Below are 21,331 nucleotides of genomic sequence, written 5' to 3' on the forward strand. Positions count from 1 at the left end.
GTCCAGAGGGTCACTTCGTGACCCCTGAAAGACCGTCGGCACTTCGTGCCTCCGGACTGACGTGACGTCAGTCCGAGTGAGCCGGCCCGCTGCGCGGCCCGGTGGTCTCGGGGGTGCCGGCTGCTTGTTGGGGTTCTGGTCTGTGTGGGGTTGGGGTGTAAAGATGGCTGGCTAGGGAGTGGGGGTGTCCGCGGGTGGTTGTGTTGCGGTTTTCGGGGGTGCTGGTGGATGAAATACGGGGTGTTAGTTTCGCTGGAGTCTGCTGTTTTCACTCCGAGTGCTCCGGTGGCTTTTGGTGATCTCGCATCACGCGCACTTCCGGGCCTATCTCCGATTATACGGGGTGGCGGGTTGTCAATTCAAGCTGTGAGCACGGGAATTGGGGCGGTATTTCAGGGAGGGTCGATTCCGGCGGCACGGTACGGGCGTGACGGGGAGCGGGGGCGAGCGAGCGGCCGGGCCTGTCGTCCGCGTGAGGCGAGGGGCGAGCCGAGTACCGCGCTCCCTCGAAAGGCCGGCCCCGGAGGGCTCCAGGGGCGTCTACGGGCCGCACTGGCACCGTGCGCGCGGGCCGGGGAGAGGAGAGCGGAGCTGGGAAGTGAGGGAAAGCCCCCGGCCAGACGCGTACAGGGCCAGGGGCGGAGCGGGCTGGCGACAACGGCCACCAAGAGGAGCGAGGGGCGGCCCGACAGTCCGGACGGGGGATGCCGGGCAAGCGAACCGCCCCCCACAAGGCAAATCCTACCCGAATATCCGCCCCATAAAGCCTAAAAACAGCGCCAGGAGCGACGAATTGACCGCCCGTCGGAAACGGGGTGGCCGGAGGATGTCACGGGCCCATGGGGCAGGGAAGCGGGGGTTAGTCTCGCGTGCGGGAACAGGGTAAGGGGAGCAATTACGGAACTGAGGCGCATCGGGGAAGCGTTAGTTTCGGGATGGATTCACCGGGACACCGTCCGCCCGAAACTAACACTCCGCCAACCCGCCCCGCACAAAAAGGGGCCGAGCGTCCGACCGGCGTTAGTTTCACGCCCCGACCCGCACGCTCCGCCGGGGCCGCGGAGGGCAACGGCATCGGACTCGACCGCCAGGGGCTCCGAGGGGCGACCGGCTGCCGCTCCGACGAGCGGGCGCGCCGGGCGCGCCGACCTCGTGAAGTTTCTAAACCGGCACCCCGTTCAACGAACCAACTCAGCCCCACCTCCACCGCACCCCGACCCGCCTCCCCCACTCAAACCGCTGTTGCGTAATTCTATGAGTCTGTGTACTGTGGTGCATACGAGGTCGGCAAGAACACCGACACGGCTCACTCCGCCGACAGCCAGCGCGTTCCGGAAGGATTGGTATGGATCTCTACCACGTCAAGCGACGCTCACTCTTCACCTGGTCCACCACTCGTAATGGCATCCCGCTGGATCTCAGCATGTACCTGGGGAAGCCGTACGCCAGGAGGGCTGTGGCTGAGTCTTACGCCCAGAGTCTCACCAGGGCCGATAAGTTGGATGCGGAATACGGAGTCAAGACGGGGCGTCCGCCGTACCAGGAACGTCCCGAGTCTCCCGTGAAGGTGGCTGCTCGCGAGGTGCTGGGCGTCTTGACGCTGGCCACCCTCATAGCAATGTCCTGCTACGTAGCGGCAGTTGTCGTCAAGGAGCTGTGGTGACCTTCCTCGCCGATGTGGCCTTTGTGAATCTGGGGCCGCTTCCGGTCGGGGCTCGTCCGGTTCCCTGCGAGCACTGCGAGTTCGGGACGGTCCGGCTGACCAGCGGCTTCCTGCTGAAGTGCACGAACCGCGCTTGCGGCCACGCCCTCACCTCCCAGGATCTGGGAGCTGGCCCCGGCCCTGGGGAGCGCAAGACCATGATCGACTACATTCCGTGCTTCGTCCGGGCTGAGTAGCCTGCCGACCAGGCCCCAATCGATCCCGTTCATCACCATAGGCTCAACATTGCTTAAGTCTATGAATTCATGTACAGTAGAGATCAGAAGGGGCCGGGAACGGAAGTCCCCGGCCCCCACCCAACGCCCGTCCACAGGAGGACAGCATGACCACTCAGACCTTCACCACCACCACCGGCGCCACCTACTCGGCCGAGGGCAGCATCGGCGAGAACGGCGAGGTGACCTACACGGTCAAGCGGATCGTGCAGGAAGGGGTCGTCCCGGTCGGATCGTTCGTGATCCACCCCGACTACCACGCCGAGCCGACCGCTCTCGGCCTGGTGAACGTCCAGTTCGGCGCTGGCTCGGCCGAGGACCGCCACCAGCGCGCGGACGTTCCGGTGCTGGGCAGTGCCAGCACCCCGTTCGTCGTCGGGCACAAGATGGTGAACCCCCTGGACATCACCGATGCGTCGCCGATCCTCAGGATTCGGGACCTGGCCGGTGCTCAGTACGCCACCGGCGTCAGCGCAGTCGAGGTCTCCGGCCGGACGGCGCTGCGCACCGCCGACCTGGTGACGGCCCTGGTTGTCCAGTGGATGAACCGCGACGATCTTGCCGAGCTGACCGCGAAGTACGCGGCGTTCATCAAGGCTGAGACCCCCTGGACCGCGCAGCACTCCAAGGTCAAGTCCGACAAGGTCGACGGGCTCAAGCTCGACATCCTGTCGATCGGCGAGCGGATCGCGGAGCTGACCAAGGAGCGCGACGAGCTTCCCGCGAACGGCATGACCAGCCCGGACGTCACGCCGGACATGGCTCCCGCTGCACAGCTCACGGGCGCGATCACCGCGCTGAACCTCAAGCGCGCGGATCTGTCCGCCGAGCTGGCCACGCTGACCAAGGCGTGATCTGGCGCCCGGGGTGCGCCGGACGGACGCACCCCGGGCCTCCCAGCCCGCACCCCAGCTAGGAAGGAGTAGGACCATGAGCGACTCGTTCTCCCCGAACGCGCCCAACGGCGCGGCGGATGCCGTCGCGTTCATTACTTCCGTCGCCAGCACGCTGATCGCCCAGAAGTGGGGCGTGCGAGCGCCCGTGGTCCTCAAGGTGCTCAGCACGCCCGAGGCGGTCGCCGTTACGACCACCCGCTACCTCCTGGCCCTAGGCGCCGGAATGAGCCCCGCAGATGCCGCCGGAGACGTCGGCCGGTCTCTCCTGGCCGACGCCGAGCAGCGCGCCGCGTAGCGCCCGCCCCATCCCCCCGCCCCGCCCCGCCCCGCTCACCACGTGAGCGGGGCGCTCCGCGTTCTCGCCCCGTACTTCGATCGCCCTCGGCCCGCCCGCCCGCGGAACGCGCCCGTCCCGTCTGCCTCGCCCTGCTGCTGCCCCGTTTCCCCGTCGTCCTATCTGCCAGCCCGCCACTCCGCTCCGTCCATGCACCGCACTACTCGTCTTCATCGCTCGCCTTCTCTCCCTCCGTTCCACCTCTGCTCTTCCTCCGTCCGTCGTCCGTACCGCTCCAACCCCGCTCCTCCTCCGTCCGTCGTCCGTACCGCTCCAACCCCGCTCCTCCTCCGTCCGTCGTCCGTACCGCTCCAACCCCGCTCCTCCTCCGTCCGTCGTCCGTACCGCTCCAACCCCGCTCCTCCTCCGTCCGTCGTCCGTACCGCTCCAACCCCGCTCCTCCTCCGTCCGTCGTCCGTACCGCTCCAACCCCGTCTCGATTGCTCACCCACGTCTCGCTGCGCGCCGGCTCGGCTTCCTCACCCCTCCAGCTGATGTCTCTTCGCACGTCCATCCAGCTCCGCCATAGGCCCGTAGGGAAGTAGTCGGCGTGCCGACGACCCCTTGTCTGCGGCTCTGACCTGCATGTTTGACGTCGATCGACTCGAATGAAAGAGGACTCGAAACGGGACCCCAAAGAGGACCTGAAAGAGGACTCCAAAGGGGACTCCAAACGGGACCCCAAAGAGGACCCGGTTGGTCTCGCTACGTACGCATCTCCAGCGCCCAGCCCCGGAGGGGAGATATCTCCTCTCCGGGGCTCGAATCGGCCGAACTGGCCCTCGTGGAGGGGAGGAGATGTCTCCTCCCCTCCGGGATGGTGCGGGGAGAGAGATCTCCTCCCCTCCACGGCCGTTGCGGCGGTGGCGTCCTCGCCAGGCTCTGCCGGCCTGGAGGGAGATCTCTCTCCCCCTGGAGGACGAAGGGAAATCGGGGAGGAGAGATCTCCCTCCGAACGGGGCGGCTGGGCAGCCCGATCGGATCGAAGCGCGCTGGGAGGGGCCAGTGTGCGGGGCTCGGCTGGGCGGGTCGGCGGAGCCTTGTCAAGATCTTCATCGGCGTGTCTCGCTGTCCGCGGCCCTTCGAGCCTGCAGGGGGATGACGCGGGCGAGGCCGCGGGCACCGGTCCGCGGGGACCGGTTGGCGGTGTGTGGGGGACGCCGGTCGGCGACGAGGGCGAGCGCCTCGGCGACGTGGTCGTCGAAGGACAGGGCGGACGCATTGGCAGTACGGGACATGGCGGGTTCTCCCAGAAGTTTCGGCGGCTCGCGGGCGGCCCGGGGCCGGCATCCGTCGAGCGGGGCGGGCGGTCAGCGTCGGCCGGCGCCCGTAGGGACGAGGAGCTTGCTGCCGGGGAGCAGTTGGTAGTCACCGGTCAGGCCGGAGCGCAGGAGTTCGTCGTCGTGGGCCTGCGCTGTGGGTGGGACGGGTGTCGGGTCGCGGGGGCCGTGCGGTACCGGTGCCGGGGTGGCCAGGTCTAGGGCCTGGTCGAAATGGTCGACCAGGTGCGGTGCCTCAGGCGGGGCTTCGGTCGGGGCGGCCGCGGCCGTGCGGTCATACCGGGCCACGGCTGCGGGGAGCCACGTGCCCTGGGAGGCGTGGAACTTGCTGGCCCGAGGTGTACCGATGCCGACGATGCGGGAGCACTTGTTGATGCCCCAGGCGAGCTTGCCGTCGCGGCGGCGTGGGACGAGCCGGACGAAGCGTTCCTGCACCTCCTCGTCCGTGAGGACGTCGCCGTTGTCTGGGGCGTCCATACCGCCATCCACCTGCGGTTCTTCCGCGCTGGTCGGGGCGGCAGGCAGCGCGGTATGGGCGGCGCCGGTATGGACTGGAACGGCTGGTGCGGTACCGATGAGCGTGCCCCGCATGGCATCGAACGCTGCTGCGGAGCTGAGATTCATACCGGCCCATTCCGCTTGCCGGACGCGCCCCTGCAGGCGGCTGACGACCTGTTCCAGAACGGCCGGATCGGCGCACCGGGCTCGCTCGCTGGCGTTCTGGGCGCGGCTGTCGGCTCGCGTTTCCAGGTACCGGAACGCCCAGCGGGTCGGGCGGCCGGCTTTGCGGACCGCCTTCTGGGCGCGGCGTAGCCGGTACCAGCGGTAGGCGGCACGGGAGACGCGGATCTCGGTGGTGGCTTGCTCCTGGGTGAGGTCTTGGCGGGCGGCGAGGAGCAGCGCGACGCGGACGGCCTCGACGGGGTGGAAGAGCCGGATCAGGGCCAGGCGGCGGTCCGGGCGGGCCCGGTGGGTGCGGGCGGCGCGGCGTTCTTCGAGGGAGCCGAGCTCCCACAGGACCGCGGCCAGGACCGGCCACACTGCGCGGACAAGGGCGCCGAGCGGGGAGGCTGCTTCGGCGGCGGAGAAGAGTGAGCTGGTGCCGGCCAGTACCCAGAAGAGGACTCCGGAGAGGCCTGGTCCTTCGCCTTCGCGGGCGCGGCGGCGGGCGCGGCGTCCGCAGACCATGGCGGCGATGTCGAGGGCGATGAAGGGCAGGAGGTCGAACGGGTCGCTCAGGCCCATCTGGTGACGCCCCACGCGGCGGAGTCCGGTCGCCGAGAGCGCTGCGGCCGCGGCCGCGATGACCATGGTCAGGCGGTCTTCGATTCGGCGGCCGCGCATCGCGGCGGCTGTCGAGCGTTCCTCCGCGCCGAGGGCGGCCAGGGCGGCTCGCCGGCGGCGCAGGGCGAGTGTCGGGCCGAGGGTGAGGACGATGGTGCCGGCGACGAACTGCCAGGAGGTGAGCAGCTCGGTCACGGGGAGCGTCGTTCCCGGGAACAGGTCGGTGATCACGGGCTGCCCTTCCGCGCGGCGGCGCCGGCGGCCGTCGCGAGCGCGTCGGGGATGTGCAGGTGCTGGATCATGCCGCCTCCGTCCAGCCGGCTTCGGCTCGGTGTGCCCGACGGAGGATGTCGCGGCGCTGCACGGCTGCCAGGGTCGCCGCCTTGTTGGCGGCTCGCTTGCCCGCGGGGACCGAGGATCCGATGTACTGCTGGGCGATGTCCTGGACGTCGGCCGCGGCCTTGATGCGCTCGGCCTGGGCGCGGGCTGCACGGGTGTCCTCGGCGCGGGCGGCGGCCAGGCGCTGGTGCTCGGCCTTCAGGCGCAGTGCGAGCTTCTGCTGGGTCAGACCGCCTCGGACGCCGTCCGGGTCGTCGTCCCTCAGGGCGAGCTCGGCGCAGACGGCTCGGACGGGGCAGACCGCGCAGTGGTCGCGGATGGTGGCCGACCTGCGGCGCCGCCAGTGGGTGTCGGGTTCTTCGTCGCCCTGGTAGAAGCGGTCGGGGTCCGGCGCCACGGCGTGGCAGATGGAGTGCTCGAGGGCTTGGTTCAGCTGGGGCCGGCGGAGCTGTCGGGCGATCAGGTTTCCGTCACGGCCGGCGAGGTAGCCGTCGGCCGCGAGGGTCTCGACGGGGGCCGCCTGGGCGAGGTAGAGCGCGATCCCCGCCTCGTCGGTGCCGTCGGGGGCGGATCGGGTATCGGTGGGGGCCGGGTGGCTTGCCATCATGGTGTTCATGGGTCGTTGTCTCCTGCGAAGCGGTGGGCAGCGCGCTCCACACGGCCTCCGGGGGGTACAGCCCCCGGAAAGCCGCTTTCGTGAAGCCGAGCGAAGGCGGGGCGGGTTCGGCGGCCTTGGCGGCCGCTCCGTCCTGCGGGTTCCGCGCCTCGTCGCGGTCGGGGCGGGTCAGCGGGCGGTACAGCGCGGGTCGTTCGGGACGACGGCGACTGATCCGTACTTGTCGTTGCCGTGGAAGATCACGTACACGCGGTTCGGGCCGTCGCACTTCGCGCCGAGGTTCGAGAAGCCGTCGCTCATCACGACGACGTCCATCGGCAGCTTGTCGATCGAGCCTTTCGGCGCGTCCATGAAGGGCTGAGCGGCCTTGCCGCCATCCAGGGCACAGCCGGTGGCGCCGAGGGCGAGGCCCGCGGCAAGGGCAGCGGCCGCGAGGATCCGGATTCGGGTGTTCATGGCGGTCTCCATCACTCGTGATCACATCTGGCTTATCTGGCTTAGTCCACTTGAGCCAGATGTGTGATGATGGTGCACCTGAAGATCGCTCACGTCAAGGGGGATGCCTGATGAGGCGGACCAAGGCCCGGAACGGCCCGCGCCGGTGCGGCAAGATGTGCCTCATGCCGAACCCGTTCCAGCAGGACAAGATCACTGACGAATTGCGCCGCGACATCGTGGCCCGCAAGTTCGCCCCAGGGAGCTTCCTGCCGTCCGGCCGGGTGCTCGCCTCCCGGTTTGGCGTGGCTCGGAACACGGTCATGGCCGGCCTCGCGCCGCTGGTCGAGGAGGGCCTGGTCCAGTCGCTGCCCAAGCGCGGCTACCAGGTCATGAGTGCGCCCGCGGCCTTCGAGGTGACCTGGACCCAAGACGGTCAGGTCCTGCCCGTCGGCGAGCAGCAGCTCGGGCCCGGGGAGGAATTGCGCACGGAGGTGCGGCAGGCCCCGACAGCCGTTGCCGACCTCCTGCAGGGCCCGGAGGAGATGACGGTGGTGGTTCGCGGCACGGTGCACCGGTACGCGGGTGGACCGTGGGCCCTTCGGGAGTTCCACGTGCCGCGGTCCGTGGCCGACGTCGCCCGCCGGCTCTCGGAGCCGGCCCCCGTCGACGAACTCCGGTTGCTGGCTGAGCACGACCTGGCCGTGACCGGGCTACATAGCCGCTGGTCCACCCGGGCGGCCACCGTCGACGAGGCCCGGCTACTGAGGTCCGGCCCCTCGCCGGTCCACGTCATCCAACGGACGGGATTCCACGGCGATGAGCCCGTCTTCTGCGAGTTGATGACGGTTCGCGCCGATCGCGTCTTCTTGTCGCAATCGCACGGATCTACATTGGAAGTCGCCGACCCGTGACGGTTTTTGGTAGGCACGCACCATGTGCGTCGACCGTGAATCGGCTGCCTACATACGAGGCGTATGGGGATAGGGTGCTTCCAGTCGATCTAGCGTCGACCCCGAAATGCACGATGCCCCCGCGACCTTGAGACAAGTCGCAGGGGCTTTTCGAACCGAGAACCGATAAGGCGGTGTCTCGTGGTGGAGCGTACGCGCACCCACGCGCAAGTACTCAGTCAGCCCGCTGATCGAACGGCGTCTCCGACGCCGTCGCGGTGGGCTGCTCTGCTGTGCGGCTCGCGCGATGGGCGCACCACCCCTGTTGAGGGGGGCGGGATGTCGTAGCCAACCGGGCGGGCGCCTTTGCCAGGCCGCTCCTCGCCCTTCTCCGCCGGACTCGGAGTTTGCCGCTCCGCGATCCGGCCTTCACCGCCCAGCGGGAGTTTGCCGCTCCCCTGAGCGAGGTCCAGACCTCACGGTCTGGTGATCACTGCCTCACCAGCAGCAGCCCCAAGCGGGGCTTTGTCGTACCCCGGGCCAGGCCCGGAGGAGGACGGAGTACATCTTGCAGTACTGCCATGCCCTTTGTCAGCTCAGGCGCCCCTCGCTGCGGCCCATCCCGGCCATCGCCGGCGCCTCCGTGAGCACGGACGCGCGCCGCGTCGCCTCCCATGAGCCCACCGTGAGGGTGTGGATCGTGCGGACTTGCCGCCACGTCGCGCTGGCCGCCAGGGTCACCGCCCCTTGTCCAGACGTCGGATCCCCGGTGCCGGGCCGTCGAGGCAGGGCTCTTCCCGCAGTCTGCTGACCCCCTCGCTCCGCCCGCGGACAAGGGGGTCCAGGCGTTGCCCGCCACCCCCTTGTCCTGCAGGTCAGCCTGGGTCCCGCCCCGGTCTGGAAGGCCGAAGAGGCGGACGGCGGATCGGCTGCGGACAAGGGGGGCCGAAATCTTCTGCCTGGCTTTCGTCACACCGAACCGGCTCCGCACACCTCTATGGCCGACACCCACCTCTGACCGGCCCGAGGACCACGCCCACATCGACAACACAACAGCCCGCCCGTGACCGGCGTGGCTGCGAAACCGAGCGCAACGAGCCCTGGCCGTTGCGCCAGGAGAAGTGTGCCCACCACCGCTCTGACCTTTAACCCAGCTCCTTCCTCGCGCGAGCACTCCGCTCCAGCGAGAGGAACGAGCACCGCGCCGCCGGCCGATGAAGCCCGCGGTGCCCTGCCGCCATGCCCCCCTGCGGCAGCGTCGGGTGCGGGGCCGGAGGCCTGCCTGGTCCCCGGTGCGCCGGTACGCCGACAGCGGGTGAAGGTGCCTATGCGGCTGGTCACCTCGCCGTTCTACGCGGACATCGCCCTGGCGGTGTACGTGAAGGTGAAGGCGCTCGGGATGCGCGAGGAAGGGTGCCAGGCGAAGTCGGCGACGATCGCTTCCTACTTGGGTGTCTCGAAGGCCTCGGTGGAGAGGGGGCTTGCCCAGCTGTCACGTACCGGGCCGGACCGTGTGGTGGAACTGGTCTCGCAGCGGCGCACGCTGCGCGGCGGGCGGGGGACCTCGGCGTTGCGTCGGACCAGGCCGGTGTCGCGGTCGGAGGCGTTCGTGTGGGTGCCGGTGGCGGCCTCGGAGGACCTCACGCCCCGCCAGCTGAGGGCATACGCCGTCATCGCCTACACGCAGGCGGTGCGGATCGCGCTGACGGAGGGCGAGCTGGCCGGCTCTCTGTTCCACCACTCCGGCAAGAAGGCCGGGCAGACGCTGACGGCCACGGCGGCCGGCGCGGTGGTGGACGAGCTCGAAGCATCGCGGTGGCTGACCGTGGTTCGCAGGGCGGGAGCCCACGGGCGTCACCAGTTCATCGCGCACGACATCGCCCCGGCCGCTGCGCAGGACGTGGAACCCGCGTCCGCCTGTCTTCCGCAGACCCCGGGCGGCGCCGGCCAGGAGCTTCAGGGACCTGTGGAGGACCCGGCCGGCGACTCGGGAAGTTCTCCGTCTGGTGAGGGATCGGGTCCGCAGCCTGGTGAGGGATCCCTCGCGAATGAGGAATCACCTACGACTGACCGACCGGAGGACGCGGGTGCGCTTGACTCATCCGCCGTAGGCGAGGCTGAGGTAGTAGAGGTCTCCTCGCCTGTGGAAAACCCGTCTGGCGCTGCTCAGCGCGACCAGCCGTCGGCGCCTCTCGCGCTCCGCGCGGGTGACAGCAGCCAGCCCTCCATCCCCAAGCAGCGAGGCGAGCAGGCACCGGCGTCGGGGTCGGCGTACACCGGCCCGAAGCTGACCATGAGCCCGGAGATCTACGCCGTGCTGGAGCCTGTGCACTGGCTGCTGAAGCAGGTCAGCAACGGGTTCGTCGAGCGGAAGATCGCGAGGGAAGTGGGCCGCCAACTGGGTGAGGGCATGGCCGCGGAACGCCTCCACCACCGCCTCACCACACGGTTCGCCCAGACGATGACCTCCGAAATCCGGGATCCCGGTCGGTGGCTGCTCGGCGTGGCCCTGCCGCGCTGGGGGTGCGGCCACCAGGATTGCGAAGCCGGGGTGATGTGGTCGACCGGGCAGCGCTGCGAGGTGTGCGCGGAAGTCGTCGCCGACCGGTTCGCCGCCCGCCAGCGGACTCAGCGCCTGACGGACGGGCTGTGCCCCGAGCACGGCACCCGCCCCGGGCCGTCCGGAACCTGCACCGACTGCACCCTGGACGAGGCCATCCGGCGCCCGGCGGGGGCCAGGGCCGCCAGCCCCGAACCGCTGGGACCGCCGCGCGGAGCGTGTTCCGAATGCGATGCGCGGATCTTCCTGACCGGTCGGGCCCTGGACGACGGACGATGCGCGCTCTGCCGCTCGGAGATGTCCGGACGAGCGGAGGCCACGGCGGTCGGCGTCCCCGCACGAACGGCTCGCCCCGCGAGGTGCACCGGTGGGGACGATCCGGTCTGCGACCGCGAGGCCCTGCCCGCCCGGAGCGTCTGCGCGCGGCACCGGGTTCTGGAGGTTGCCGCGGAGGTCGCCTGACGGCCCGCCCGGCCCGGCCGAGCCAACATCACGGCACCAGCCGCAGGACCCGCGGCCTCCGCCGCGGAGCGCGGTGCGGTTCCGCCCCCAGGAAAGGTGCGCGTCCCAGAAGCGATACGTGCGCGGCCAGCTCACGAACCGCACCACCGCACCACCGCACAGAGTGTCGAAGGTGCGGTCCGCTCGACCGGGTGCGCACGCGCACCGCTGCACCGCACCGAGATGCGGTGCGGTGCGGCGGTCCGGGTGCGGTGGTGCGGTGGCGATCAGCGTGGTGCGGTGCGCGAGCTCCCGCACCGCCGCACCGCACCGCGGGTGCGCCACCTACGGTGCGTCGGCCAGCCCATCCAGCCGGCCAGGTGCGGTGGCCGATCAGGTGGCGCGCCCCGGCTCAGTGGTTGCGGAACGTGATCAGCCGGCCCCCCTTGTCCGACGAATCGCCGGACCGGCTACCCCCTTGTCCGCTCCTGGGCTGACCCCCTTGTCCGGGTGGCCAGGGTGACGCCTCCCCCCTTGTCCGGCGTCAAGCCGAGCGGGCCACCCCCTTGTCCGGCGTCTGACACCCCCTTGTCCGGCTGGTCTCCGACGCGGCCTCCCCCCTTGTCCGGGGTCGAGCCAAGCCGCGCACCCCCCTTGTCCGGCTTCTAGCACCCCCTTGTCCAGTTCACCGCCGACTGCGTTTGTCCTGGACCAGCTCTGTCCTGGTCGCGGCTCAGGCGCCGCGGCACCTCGCGTCTTACGACTGCAGCGGGCCCTCCTTCCGTGAACCGCGAGGAGGGGCGGCAGGGGAGATCTCTCCCTTCGGATCACTCTCCGAAGCCAGCGCACTTATGGGCCAGGCAGGGATCTGCCGGGGCGGACGGGTGTCGCGTCCGGAACGAGCCGGCCGCACCAGGGCCAGCGCACCTTGATCAAGGCGGAGCCGGTGCGGTGCGGAGACAGAGCCATCCGACCGCACCAGCTCCGGTGGTGCGGTGCGGTCGGCACCGCACCAAACCCCACTTCCGAAAGCGCACCGCTTCACGACCGCACCGCACCAGCGCACCGCACCACCGCACCGTGCGGTGGTGCGGTGCGGTCGTGCGCGCCCCCTTGTCCGCGCACCGCACCCCTTGTCCGCGCACCCCTTGTCCGACCGCACCACGCCCGTGAACCCCCTTGACCACGTCGTCCGCCGAGGTCGATCAGACCGCGGACAAGGGGGGTGCGAAGAGCGTGAGCGACATCAGCCAGATGACGCGAAAGGACGGACACGGACGTGGCCACCAAGAACCGCACCGCCTCTGCCACTGCTCCCTCCGGGTCCGGGTACGGCGCCTTGGAGCGCATGAACCGGGACTGGGAAGTCCTGAACAGCGACCCTCGTGCCGCCGACCGGATCACCCACTGGGCTGAGGAAGACATCGAGCTCGCCGGGGTCCGTACCCCCCAGGACGTCACCGAGCGGCTGATCTCGCTGTTCCGGCGCGGCGACTGGGCGGGGCACAACCAGGCCATGACCGTGCTGCTCCGGCGAGCTGCAGGTGACGGCTTCGACAGCGAGCTCGCCTGGAAGGTCGCTGTCCGGGTCCTGCTGCCGAAGGCGCTCTTGATGGCCAAGACGCAGCTTCGCCCCGGCCTCGACTGGGAGGTCATCCTCAGCACCGTCCTGAGCGCGCTGTTCGAGGTCGTCCGGACGTACCCGCTGGCGCGGCGGCCTCACGCGATCTTCGTGAACGTCGCCATGGACACGCTGATGCTGGCGCAGAGCATCCTGGCCGCCGACTTCGACGACCGTCGCGAGCTCCGCAGGATCACCCGGTCTCTCGCCCCTCTGGCCGGCGACCCGCAGGTGCCGCTGCTGGGTACGGAGGGCGCGGACCCCTCCCTCCAGACCGAACTCGCTGACCTCCTGGCCCACGCCGCCGAGCTCGAGCTCGTGAGCCGCGACGAGCCGGAGCTGAACGACGGCGAAGCCCGCACCGAGCTGCTCGCCCTCTTGAGGTGGGCGGTCGACATCCAGGCGCTGAAGGTCACCGACGCCCAGCGAATCACCGAGTACTACCTCAGCTCCTCGCTCGACCCGGACCAGGAGTTCCGCACCACCCGAGCCATGGGAGCCGAGGGCGCCCGGGTGCGGCAGCGGGCGTCCCGGGCGGTCCGGCCCCTGCGCGACGCCGACCTGACCGGCTACTACCTCGCCTCCGTCTGAAGTTCTCGGCCGCGGCCGTCACACCGCGGGCCCGATCGACACCTCTATTGCCGATCCGCGTTCACGACCTCTTCCGCCCTGCCCACCACCGAGACCGGGAGTACCACCGTGTCTACTTCCCTTGCCGGTCCCCACGGACCCGCCGTCCCCTTCCTCGACGAAGACGAGACCCGCGTCGCCCAGGCGCGACGCCAGCTGACCGAGCTGGGCACTGCTCTCGTCCGCGACCCGCTCAACCGCCGTGTCCACGAGGCACTGAGCCAGTTCCTGGAACGCGACTCCGAGGCCGCCCTTCGGTCCTGGGAGTCGATGCTCCAGCGCAGCCCCGAGGAACTGCGCGAGCGGATCCGCGACGTCCTCACCGCTCAGGCCGAGCGGAGGATGTCGTGAGGCTCCGTCGCCGCCGCGCGGTGGCCGAGAGCGAGGCGTGGGACGACCTGCCGCAGGCGGAGCCGGAGCAGGAGGTCCTCGACGCCGGCGACGAGACCGGCTGGCAGACCAGCACCGCCGGGCTGTCCGGCGCCGCGCGGCTGACCCGGATCGGCGCCTGGATCCTCATCGCCTCCGGCCCGCTGCTCGGAATCACCTCGCTGCTCGGATCCCCCACCCAGGCCCAGAGTGCGCCCGTGACGGCGCCGACCGCGCAGACGGCCTCCGACACCGGGCCCAGCGGATTCGCGCAGCTGTACGTGGTCGCTTACATCGAGGCGGGCCAAGGCTCCGAGGGCTCCCTGCGCCCGTACTTCTCCGGCTCGGTCACCCTGACCAACACCCCGGGGACGCGCAGCGCCACCCGGACTGTCGCGGTGACGAGCCGCGAGGTGCAGCCCGGCTACTGGGCGGTGACCGTCGCAGCCCGTATCGCGCAGAAGGACGCCAAGGGCGCCTACGTCGATGCCGGACTCCGGTACTACCAGGTCCCGGTCCAGGCGCTCGGCCCCGCATCCGCGGGCGGAAGCAACCGGAACGACGAGTCGACGCTCGGCTACACGGCCACAGCGCTGCCGGCCCAGGTTGCCGCGCCGGCGTCGCTGACAGCGAGCGCTTTGGGCTACGGCACCAACCGCGGGAGCAACCCTGCGGACCCGGCCACCCAGACGATCACCGGATTCCTCAACGCCTACCTGGCCGGCAAGGGCGGGCTGGACCGCTACACCTCCCCCGGCGTCTCCCTGCAGTCAGTCACGCCCGCGCCGTACTCCGGCATCGAGGTCACCGACGTCGCCGACGACTCGGCCAACGCGAGCAACACCGCGGTGCCGAGTGACGGAGCCGTACGCCAGGCGCTAGCCACGGTCAACGCCAAGGACGCCTCCGGCGCGACCTATCCCCTTACCTACGCGCTGACGCTGCGCTCGCGCGGCGGCCGCTGGGAAATCGCCTCCCTCAGCGCCGCCCCGGTGCTCCAGCGCGGGAGCAACCCGGCCCTGGTCGCTCCCTCCCCCGACTCCGACAGCACGGACAGCACCGGCACCCCGTCGCCCTCACCGTCGCCGTCGGCCTCCTAACCCCGAGAACGAGAGAGAACACCCATGCACACCACCGACCCGAACACCGTCCTGCTGGCGGGCGACATCCTCACCTGGGCCACGAACAAGACCAACCAGATCGGAACCCTCGTCAAGCTCGTGGCTGCCGTCGGCGTAGCCGTCGCGATCTTCGGCGCGTACTGGCGCACCAAGTCCTGGGTGGCCACCGTCGTCGCCTTCCTCCTGGGCGCCCTGGTGCTGTGGGGCCTGGCCAACATGCCGTCCCTGCAGACCAAGGTCGGCTCCGAGGTCAACAGCGCACCCCAGCCGAAGACCGTCCAGGTCGAACCCCGCGCAATACCGACGGCTTTTGATGACGAGCACGTGCTGTGAGTGCCGACGAGGAGCAGCTGGTCGGGCACTCCTACACCCGGGCGCGCAAGCACCCCCTGGTGATCGGGAAGCTGCCCGGCGCCGGTCGGCTTCCCGGAGGCCCTTACACGATCACCCAGATCGTGACGATGGTCGCCACCTTCCTGCTCCTGGTCATCACCCGGCAGCTGTGGGCCCACTTCGGCGTCATCAACGTCCTGGTGATGATCTGCCTGCCCTGGGGCCTGGCCTGGGTCCTGCGGTACGCCCGTCTGGACGGGCGCGATCCCGCCCGCGCGCTGCGCAGCCTCGTTGTCTACGCCTCGACTCCGGCCGACGGCCAGCTGTCGGGCCGGCCTCAGCACCGGAGCCGTCCGCGGCTGGCCAGCGCCACCTGCACCGTCCACGTACGGACCCCCGCTCGGGACAAGGCGACACCGGTCCGCGCGGCCATCCCGGCCCGGGCAGCCGCAGCGTCGGCCACGCCCGCGCCGAGGACGGTCCGCCCGGCCACCGCCTCCAGGCCCACTCCTGCCGCCACGGTCCCCGCGGCCGGAGCCGCGCAGCGGCCGCCGGCCAGGTCCGGCCTGCAGGCCCTTCTCGCCTCCCTCGACGAGAAGTGACACCACCCCACCTACCGAAGGACAACCGTCATGGACACCACCACCCCGGCCGTCTCGTGCGCTGAGCCCGTCGCCTGCGACCACGTGCGCACGGTCGCCCGCATCGAGACGGCACTGATCACCGACCTGGTCGCCGCGATGTTTCACCTCGAAGCGGCAGCCGATCGAGCCGACAGCCCGGCCGCCGAGGCCCAGACCGGCCGCGTGAGCGAGGAGGTCTTCGCCTCCTGGGTCCTGCACAACGCCGCCCGTATCCGCGCGGCCTTGGACCGGCTCACCACCCCCTACGAAGCGCCGGCCGGCACGGTCCCGGCTCCCTGACCTCCGCACGACACCGCCGCGCCGGCCCGGCCTCCGCAGCCGGCCGGCACGGCCCCCTCGTACTTCGCACAGAAAGCCAGGAATTCCCATGCGCCTCCCCGTCCGGCACATCAGCGGCCACCTCCTCTGGACCAAGAACGCCGCCGTGTGGGGCGTGTGGAAGGTGGATTCCGAGAACTACACCCACGCCAGCCGCGCCACGAAGAGGGAGCGCCTGGACGCCCTCGAAGCCCTGTTCAAGTCGCTGCGCGGCGAGGTCCTGCTGCTGTCGCTGTGCCCGCAGGTCGATGCCGCGTCCGTCGTCACGCGGATGACGTCGGGGGTGGACCTCGACAAGTCGCCCGAGTACATCGACCTGTCCCTCAAGGTCCTCGACCAGCTCGAAGACTGGGAGCTGACAGGCCGGGTGGACTTCATCGCGGTGCCGCTGCCGAACGTCGACTTCAAGCAGTCGGCGAAGGCCGTCCTCGCCTCCGCCCAGGGTGAACTGCTGTCCACGCTCGGCATGCCAGTGCCGCCGGTGAGCGTCACCGAGGAAGAGACCCGCTTCAACCAGGCCCGCCGGATGGCCGCCTCCTGGCCCACCGGCATCAAGATGCGGCCGGCCACCGAGGCCGAGATCCTCTGGATCTATGGGCACAGCGCCCGCCGCGGCATCAGCGAGCCCCTACTGCCCGAGGAAGGAGCACCTCGCTCCCTGCGCGGCCGCGGGCACACCGTCACCGCCCACACCCAGGTGATCCTGGACGAGGGCGCGCGCAGCGACAACACCTCCAAGGCGCCGGCCAACCCTTTCCGCCGCCGGTACCTCAAGGCGACGAGCGAGCACGGCGACTCCTACCAGGCCTTCTGCGTCCTGTCGGAGATGCCCGAGAGTTTCGTCTTCCCGGGCAGCGAGTACTTGAGCGCGCTGGACGACTTCGGGTTCCCCGTCGACTGGGCGGTGCGGCTACACATCGAGGCCGGCTCGAAGGCGGAGCCGCGCTCGCGCCGGCAGCAGCGCGAGCTCGCCCACCAGCGCGGTGAGTACGAAGGCGAGACCGCAGGTGTGCCGGCGTCCCTGGACAAGGCGTCGTTCGCGCTGGACGAGTACCGCGACCGGCTGACCGCCTCCGCGACGGAGGTTGAGATCCGAGCGACCGTCATGACCTGCGTGTGGGGTGCCGACGCCGACGAGGCCAACGAGAAGGCAGCCAGCCTGGCCGGGCACTTCGGCGGCAACGACTACACCCTGGTACGGCCGGTCGGAGACCAGGCCGCGCTCTTCCACGCGATGCTCCCCGGCGTCTCGACGCCCAAGCCGGTCATGGACTACACCCAGTACCTGCTCGCCAGGGACTTCGCGATGGCGCTGCCCTTCTGCGGCGCCGCGCTGGGCGACGACACCGGAAGCCTGTACGGCCTGCAGCTCAACGGCGGCGGCGTGAGGCCGGTCCTGGTGGACTTCAGCCACGGACCCCGCGTCAACGCGAGCGCCTCCGCGGCGTTCGTCGGGGAGCTCGGCTCCGGCAAGAGCGTGGCGATGAAGACCGCGATGCACTCCATCCTGGCCACCGGCCACCGCGAGGGCACCGCCGGCAGCCGGGGCCGGGCGCTGGTCATCGACCGCACTCCGCAGCAGGAGTGGTCGCGGTTCGCCGCCGCGTGCCCGGGCACCACGCAGATCATCAGGGTCGACGAGACCGCCGGGATATCCCTGGACCCCCTGAGGGTCTTCCGCGGCCCACGGGCCGCCCGCTACTGCGAGTCCTTCCTCACCCCGCTGCTCGGCATCAGCTCGATGAGCGTCGAGGGCGTCACGCTGTCCGAGGCGATCGAGGCCACCCGCCATGCGCCGAACCCGAGCATGAGCGCTCTGATCGAGACGCTGAGCCGACGCGCCAAGACCGCGGACCCGGACGAGCCCAACGACGTGAAGGTTCGCGCGTCCGCATCGGAACTCGTGCGCACCCTGCGCGCGCTGGCCAAGAAGGACCTGGGCAAGGTCATCTTCGACCCGACGCTGCCCGTCGTGCAGATCACCGACGCCGACAGCATCGTGTTCGCGGTCGACCGGATCGGCCTGCCGACCAAGGAGGAACTGGCCGAGCACCGCCTGGGCAGCCTGGAGATCGAGAAGCTGTTCGGCTGGCGCCTGATGTACCTCATCACCGCGCTCTGCCGGGAGGTGGCCTTCTCCAACCCCGCGGAGTTCTGCGGCGTCTTCCTGGACGAGTGCTGGTGGCTGACTTCGAGCGCGGAGGGCTCCAACCTGCTGCTCGAGCTCATCGCCGACGGCCGCAAGCACTTCGCCGGCGCCTTCGCGGGCAGCCACGACCCGTACGACATCGGCCCCAAGAACGAGATCGGCGACAAGATCCGGGCGCTGCTGTCCCATGTCTTCGTCTTCCGTCACCGGGGCAAGGCCCTCGCCGCGCGGTGCCTGGAGTTCCTCGACCTGGACCCGGCCGACCCGCAGATGCTGAAGGTGATCACGGAGAACCTCTCTCCGATCAACGTCTCCGACACCGAGCGCCTCCTGCGGGCCGGCGAGTGCCTCTACCGGGACCTGCGCAAGCGGATCGGCGGAATGAAGGTCCTCATCCCCGCGGACGAGCGAGCGGCCGAAGCGATCCACACCACCCCCGGTGGCAAGGACTCGGACGTCGAGGACCTGATGGACGCGGTCCCGGTGCTTGAGACGAGCTTCGCGTGAGTACCCGCCGCGCCTCCGCGCGCCGCCCCAAGGCCGGCCGTCGCCGGGTCTGGCTCCTCGCGCTCCCGATCGCCGTCTTCCTCGCGCTGTTCGCCGCCCTGGCATGGGCAGACCCGGTGCCTACACCGACCCCTGGTCCGGCCCCCTCCGCGCCGGGATCCACTCCCTCGACCAAGCCGACCCCCAAGCCCGAGCCGAGCCCGTCGAACCCCATCACCGAGCCGCGGCCGGGCCTGACCCCGGCGCCGCCGGACGGCAAGCCCGTCGAGGACCTGAGCAAGCCGCCTACCGACGGCTCGGACGGCCTGCTCCAGCCCTTCAACGTCAAGGACGAGTACGGCGTACCGATCAGCGCATACACCGTCAGCTCGGACACCGGCGGCTGGACGGACATCGACCTGAAGATCTGGAACATCCTGGCGCAGTTGTTCTTCGGCGGCGCCAAGTGGTTCATCGGGTTCGCGTGCTGGCTGATCAAGTGGGCGCTGGACTTCGGGCTCGCCAAGATCCTCGTCGAGCCGGTCGACGACATCGGCACGACGATCCGCGACCAGGTGATCAACAGGTTGGGCCTGCCGGGCTTGTTCCTGCTGTTCGCGGGCGTCTACGCGGGCTGGCACATCATGTTCAAGCAGAAGTCGCGCGGCTTCGCCGAGGCCGGGGTCTCCCTGGTCGTCGGCGCGATCGCCACCACCGTGCTGCTCTCGCCGGCCCAGGTGTTGCTCGGCACCCAGGGGCAGTCGAGCCCGGGCGGCTCGACGATGCTGCTGTCCGAGGAAGGGCTCCTCGGCAAGGCGAAGGACCTCTCCCTGCAGGTCTCCAGCCTGGTGCTGTCCACCAACCCCAGCACGACCCAGGCCAAGACGGCCAACGTCAGCAAGCCGATCACCGACGCCCTGGTGGACGCCTTCATCGTCAAACCGACCCAGCTGATGCTTTACGGGCAGGTCTTCGACGGAAAGTGCGGCGAGGCCTTCGCCAAGGCCAAGCTCGTCGAATACAACTACAAGCAGAAAGGGATCAACTTCTGGGAGGGCTCCCAGCTCAACCCCGGCGGCGCCTCCTACAACGACCAGCTCCTCAACGCCGGCGACCTGTTCACCAAGGCCTGCAAGGGCCAGAACACCAAGGTCGAGGCAAAGAAGGCCTCCGCGGACCTCGCCTTCAGCGCCGTGTTCGTCGCCTTGGCCGCGCTCATCGTCTCGGTCCTGGTGGTCCTGGTCACCGGCGGCTTCCTGACCGCGCAGGGCTGGATCGCCTTCGAAGCCATCCGCGGTCACTGGGCCTTGTGCGCCGGCATCCTGCCCGGCGGCGGCCGCGGCGTTCTGTGGCGCTGGTTCGCCGCCGTCTTCAAGGCCGCCCTGGGTGTGGTCCTGTCGATCTTCTTCCTGGCGATCTTCATCCTGATCATCATCGCGCTGGTCCGCGCCGACACCGGAAAGGTCCTCGCGGTCAAGTTCATCGCGATCGACATCACCGCGCTCGCGGGGCTCGCCGGCCACAAGAAGATCAAGGAGACCGCCCGGCAGATCTCCGTCAATCTGAACCGGCGCCTTGCCAATGCCCGGGTCGGCGGCTCCCGGCAGAGCATCTTCAACTCCCCTGGCCGCTACGCGGAGACCGCCCCCGGTCTGAAGCAGGTCTGGGGAGATGCCCGCGGGGAGGCCCGCAAGGTCACGCAGCCCCTGGGCAAGATCGGACGGACCGCCCGGCAGCTGTGGACCGGGCCGCCGCAGGGCGGCAAGAAGGGCGGACGGGTACGTGCGGCCGCGCGGGTGGCGACCAACGTTGCCGCGGCGGTCGGCACCGGCGGCACCGCGACCGCGGCGAAGATCGCGGCGCAGAACGTGGCGAAGCAAACCCTGAAGAAGCGCCTGGCCACGGCCGCCGTAAACAAGATGTCCCAGACGCGCGGAGGCAGGGCGACGATGGCCACCGGCAAGGTGGCGGCCGCAGCCGGCAAGTACGGGTGGAAGGCCACGAAGTTCACCACCCTGGCCACCGTCGGCGCACCCGTCGGCATCCCCCGGGGGATCGCCGCGACCAAACGGGGAGCAGCGTCCGCCAAGGCCCGCGCGGATCAGGTGGGCAGCCAGCTCGTCGCGGCCAAGAACCGCACCGCAGCCCGCGTGGACAAGAAGGTCGACGGGGCGCTGGCGTTCAAGGACGAGTACGTGCGCAACGTCGCGACGGCGAGCAAGTTCGTTGGCCGGCACGGAGCGAACATCCAGCTCGGGATGGCGCAGCCGACCGCTCCGCCCAAGCCTCCGCTGCCTGTCGGGACACGGGCAGTAGCCGGTGCTCCCCGCGTTCCCGGCAGCGCGCCTCGTCCGGGCACGTCCGGCCCGAAGGCCGCGCCCAAGCCGGCTTCGAAGAGCACGCCGAAGGCGGCTCCGAAGTCCCCGGTCATCGGCGGCCCCGCATCCGTCCCGTCTCTGCCGCACGCGCCCACGTCCCTGGCACCCACGTCGGCCGGCTCGGGGAGCGGCGGCGCGCCTGCCGCACCGAGCGCCAGCTCGGGACCGGCCCGGCCCATCCGGCGGGCCACCCGGCAGGCCGGACCGCCGCGCACGAAGCCCTGACCTAGCTGGTGGGGGCCGCCCCTCGCGGCCCCCACCGCCCC

The 21,331-nt window shown here is 70.3% G+C and carries 18 protein-coding genes; 14 read left to right on the forward strand and 4 right to left on the reverse strand.

The genetic code is table 11. From position 1 onward, the window contains the following. The first annotated feature begins 1,345 nt into the window (after positions 1 to 1,345). The 4 genes from ACTVZO_RS39785 (at position 1,346) to ACTVZO_RS39800 (ending at position 3,129) form a co-directional block, all read left to right on the forward strand. Positions 1,346 to 1,663 (forward strand): hypothetical protein, encoded by a 318-nt coding sequence (locus tag ACTVZO_RS39785; RefSeq protein WP_443303444.1) that lies wholly within the window; start codon positions 1,346 to 1,348, stop codon positions 1,661 to 1,663. Then, entirely contained in the window at positions 1,660 to 1,899 is a 240-nt protein-coding gene (locus ACTVZO_RS39790; RefSeq protein WP_443303445.1) for a hypothetical protein, read from the forward strand. The genes ACTVZO_RS39785 and ACTVZO_RS39790 overlap by 4 nt, the downstream gene beginning before the upstream one ends. 146 nt (positions 1,900 to 2,045) lie before the next feature. Further along, positions 2,046 to 2,792, forward strand: coding sequence for a hypothetical protein (locus tag ACTVZO_RS39795; RefSeq protein WP_443303447.1), 747 nt, complete (start codon positions 2,046 to 2,048; stop codon positions 2,790 to 2,792). Between the two features lie 76 nt (positions 2,793 to 2,868). Continuing rightward, complete coding sequence (locus tag ACTVZO_RS39800; protein ID WP_443303448.1) at positions 2,869 to 3,129, forward strand: hypothetical protein; 261 nt, start codon at positions 2,869 to 2,871, stop codon at positions 3,127 to 3,129. A 1,091-nt stretch (positions 3,130 to 4,220) separates the two neighbouring features. On the opposite strand, the gene ACTVZO_RS39805 is transcribed toward ACTVZO_RS39800, so the two are convergent. The 4 genes from ACTVZO_RS39805 to ACTVZO_RS39820 all read right to left on the reverse strand — a co-directional run bounded on the left by ACTVZO_RS39805 (position 4,221) and on the right by ACTVZO_RS39820 (position 7,143). After that, positions 4,221 to 4,406 (reverse strand): hypothetical protein, encoded by a 186-nt coding sequence (locus ACTVZO_RS39805; protein ID WP_443303449.1) that lies wholly within the window; start codon positions 4,404 to 4,406, stop codon positions 4,221 to 4,223. Between the two features lie 72 nt (positions 4,407 to 4,478). Next, positions 4,479 to 5,963 (reverse strand): DUF2637 domain-containing protein, encoded by a 1,485-nt coding sequence (locus ACTVZO_RS39810; protein ID WP_443303450.1) that lies wholly within the window; start codon positions 5,961 to 5,963, stop codon positions 4,479 to 4,481. Between the two features lie 67 nt (positions 5,964 to 6,030). After that, positions 6,031 to 6,687 carry a WhiB family transcriptional regulator gene (locus ACTVZO_RS39815; RefSeq protein ID WP_443303451.1) on the reverse strand — a complete coding sequence of 219 codons (657 nt, stop codon included), beginning with the start codon at positions 6,685 to 6,687 and terminating at the stop codon, positions 6,031 to 6,033. 168 nt (positions 6,688 to 6,855) lie between these two features. After that, complete coding sequence (locus ACTVZO_RS39820) at positions 6,856 to 7,143, reverse strand: hypothetical protein (RefSeq protein ID WP_443303452.1); 288 nt, start codon at positions 7,141 to 7,143, stop codon at positions 6,856 to 6,858. Positions 7,144 to 7,307: 164 nt separating this feature from the next. On the opposite strand from ACTVZO_RS39820, the gene ACTVZO_RS39825 reads away from it, so the two are divergent. The 10 genes from ACTVZO_RS39825 to ACTVZO_RS39870 all read left to right on the forward strand — a co-directional run bounded on the left by ACTVZO_RS39825 (position 7,308) and on the right by ACTVZO_RS39870 (position 21,290). After that, a complete protein-coding gene (locus tag ACTVZO_RS39825; RefSeq protein WP_443303453.1) occupies positions 7,308 to 8,036 on the forward strand; it encodes a GntR family transcriptional regulator in 729 nt (242 codons plus the stop codon). A gap of 1,306 nt (positions 8,037 to 9,342) precedes the next feature. Continuing rightward, positions 9,343 to 11,037 carry a hypothetical protein gene (locus ACTVZO_RS39830; protein ID WP_443303454.1) on the forward strand — a complete coding sequence of 565 codons (1,695 nt, stop codon included), beginning with the start codon at positions 9,343 to 9,345 and terminating at the stop codon, positions 11,035 to 11,037. A gap of 1,258 nt (positions 11,038 to 12,295) precedes the next feature. Next, positions 12,296 to 13,228: a hypothetical protein gene (locus ACTVZO_RS39835; RefSeq protein ID WP_443303455.1), complete on the forward strand. Its 933-nt coding sequence runs from the start codon at positions 12,296 to 12,298 to the stop codon at positions 13,226 to 13,228. A 108-nt stretch (positions 13,229 to 13,336) separates the two neighbouring features. Then, the gene (locus ACTVZO_RS39840; protein ID WP_422519833.1) at positions 13,337 to 13,618 is read left to right on the forward strand and encodes a hypothetical protein; all 282 of its coding nucleotides are present in this window, start codon (positions 13,337 to 13,339) and stop codon (positions 13,616 to 13,618) included. Beyond that, a complete protein-coding gene (locus ACTVZO_RS39845) occupies positions 13,615 to 14,736 on the forward strand; it encodes a conjugal transfer protein (RefSeq protein ID WP_443303456.1) in 1,122 nt (373 codons plus the stop codon). Before ACTVZO_RS39840 ends, ACTVZO_RS39845 begins: the two co-directional genes overlap by 4 nt. Positions 14,737 to 14,760: 24 nt before the next feature. Next, positions 14,761 to 15,090, forward strand: coding sequence for a hypothetical protein (locus ACTVZO_RS39850; RefSeq protein WP_443303458.1), 330 nt, complete (start codon positions 14,761 to 14,763; stop codon positions 15,088 to 15,090). After that, a complete protein-coding gene (locus ACTVZO_RS39855; RefSeq protein ID WP_443303459.1) occupies positions 15,087 to 15,692 on the forward strand; it encodes a hypothetical protein in 606 nt (201 codons plus the stop codon). Before ACTVZO_RS39850 ends, ACTVZO_RS39855 begins: the two co-directional genes overlap by 4 nt. Positions 15,693 to 15,722: 30 nt before the next feature. After that, positions 15,723 to 16,013 (forward strand): hypothetical protein, encoded by a 291-nt coding sequence (locus ACTVZO_RS39860; protein WP_443303460.1) that lies wholly within the window; start codon positions 15,723 to 15,725, stop codon positions 16,011 to 16,013. Positions 16,014 to 16,101: 88 nt separating this feature from the next. Next, positions 16,102 to 18,708, forward strand: a complete 2,607-nt coding sequence (locus tag ACTVZO_RS39865) for an ATP-binding protein (protein WP_443303461.1) — start codon at positions 16,102 to 16,104, stop codon at positions 18,706 to 18,708. Beyond that, positions 18,705 to 21,290, forward strand: coding sequence for a hypothetical protein (locus ACTVZO_RS39870; protein WP_443303462.1), 2,586 nt, complete (start codon positions 18,705 to 18,707; stop codon positions 21,288 to 21,290). The genes ACTVZO_RS39865 and ACTVZO_RS39870 overlap by 4 nt, the downstream gene beginning before the upstream one ends. The last annotated feature ends 41 nt before the right edge of the window (positions 21,291 to 21,331 follow it).

The organism is Streptomyces sp. IBSNAI002 (assembly GCF_052244475.1).
Lineage (GTDB): Bacteria > Actinomycetota > Actinomycetes > Streptomycetales > Streptomycetaceae > Streptomyces.

What these genes read in the sequence shown, in the direction of transcription:
- ACTVZO_RS39850 (WP_443303458.1), top strand. Translation starts at nt 14,761, where the DNA reads ATGCACACCACCGACCCGAACACCGTCCTGCTGGCGGGCGACATCCTC.
- ACTVZO_RS39860 (WP_443303460.1), top strand. Translation starts at nt 15,723, where the DNA reads ATGGACACCACCACCCCGGCCGTCTCGTGCGCTGAGCCCGTCGCCTGC.
- ACTVZO_RS39820 (WP_443303452.1), bottom strand. Translation starts at nt 7,143, where the DNA reads ATGAACACCCGAATCCGGATCCTCGCGGCCGCTGCCCTTGCCGCGGGC.
- ACTVZO_RS39825 (WP_443303453.1), top strand. Translation starts at nt 7,308, where the DNA reads ATGCCGAACCCGTTCCAGCAGGACAAGATCACTGACGAATTGCGCCGC.
- ACTVZO_RS39830 (WP_443303454.1), top strand. Translation starts at nt 9,343, where the DNA reads ATGCGGCTGGTCACCTCGCCGTTCTACGCGGACATCGCCCTGGCGGTG.
- ACTVZO_RS39795 (WP_443303447.1), top strand. Translation starts at nt 2,046, where the DNA reads ATGACCACTCAGACCTTCACCACCACCACCGGCGCCACCTACTCGGCC.
- ACTVZO_RS39865 (WP_443303461.1), top strand. Translation starts at nt 16,102, where the DNA reads ATGCGCCTCCCCGTCCGGCACATCAGCGGCCACCTCCTCTGGACCAAG.
- ACTVZO_RS39805 (WP_443303449.1), bottom strand. Translation starts at nt 4,406, where the DNA reads ATGTCCCGTACTGCCAATGCGTCCGCCCTGTCCTTCGACGACCACGTC.
- ACTVZO_RS39815 (WP_443303451.1), bottom strand. Translation starts at nt 6,687, where the DNA reads ATGAACACCATGATGGCAAGCCACCCGGCCCCCACCGATACCCGATCC.
- ACTVZO_RS39800 (WP_443303448.1), top strand. Translation starts at nt 2,869, where the DNA reads ATGAGCGACTCGTTCTCCCCGAACGCGCCCAACGGCGCGGCGGATGCC.
- ACTVZO_RS39785 (WP_443303444.1), top strand. Translation starts at nt 1,346, where the DNA reads ATGGATCTCTACCACGTCAAGCGACGCTCACTCTTCACCTGGTCCACC.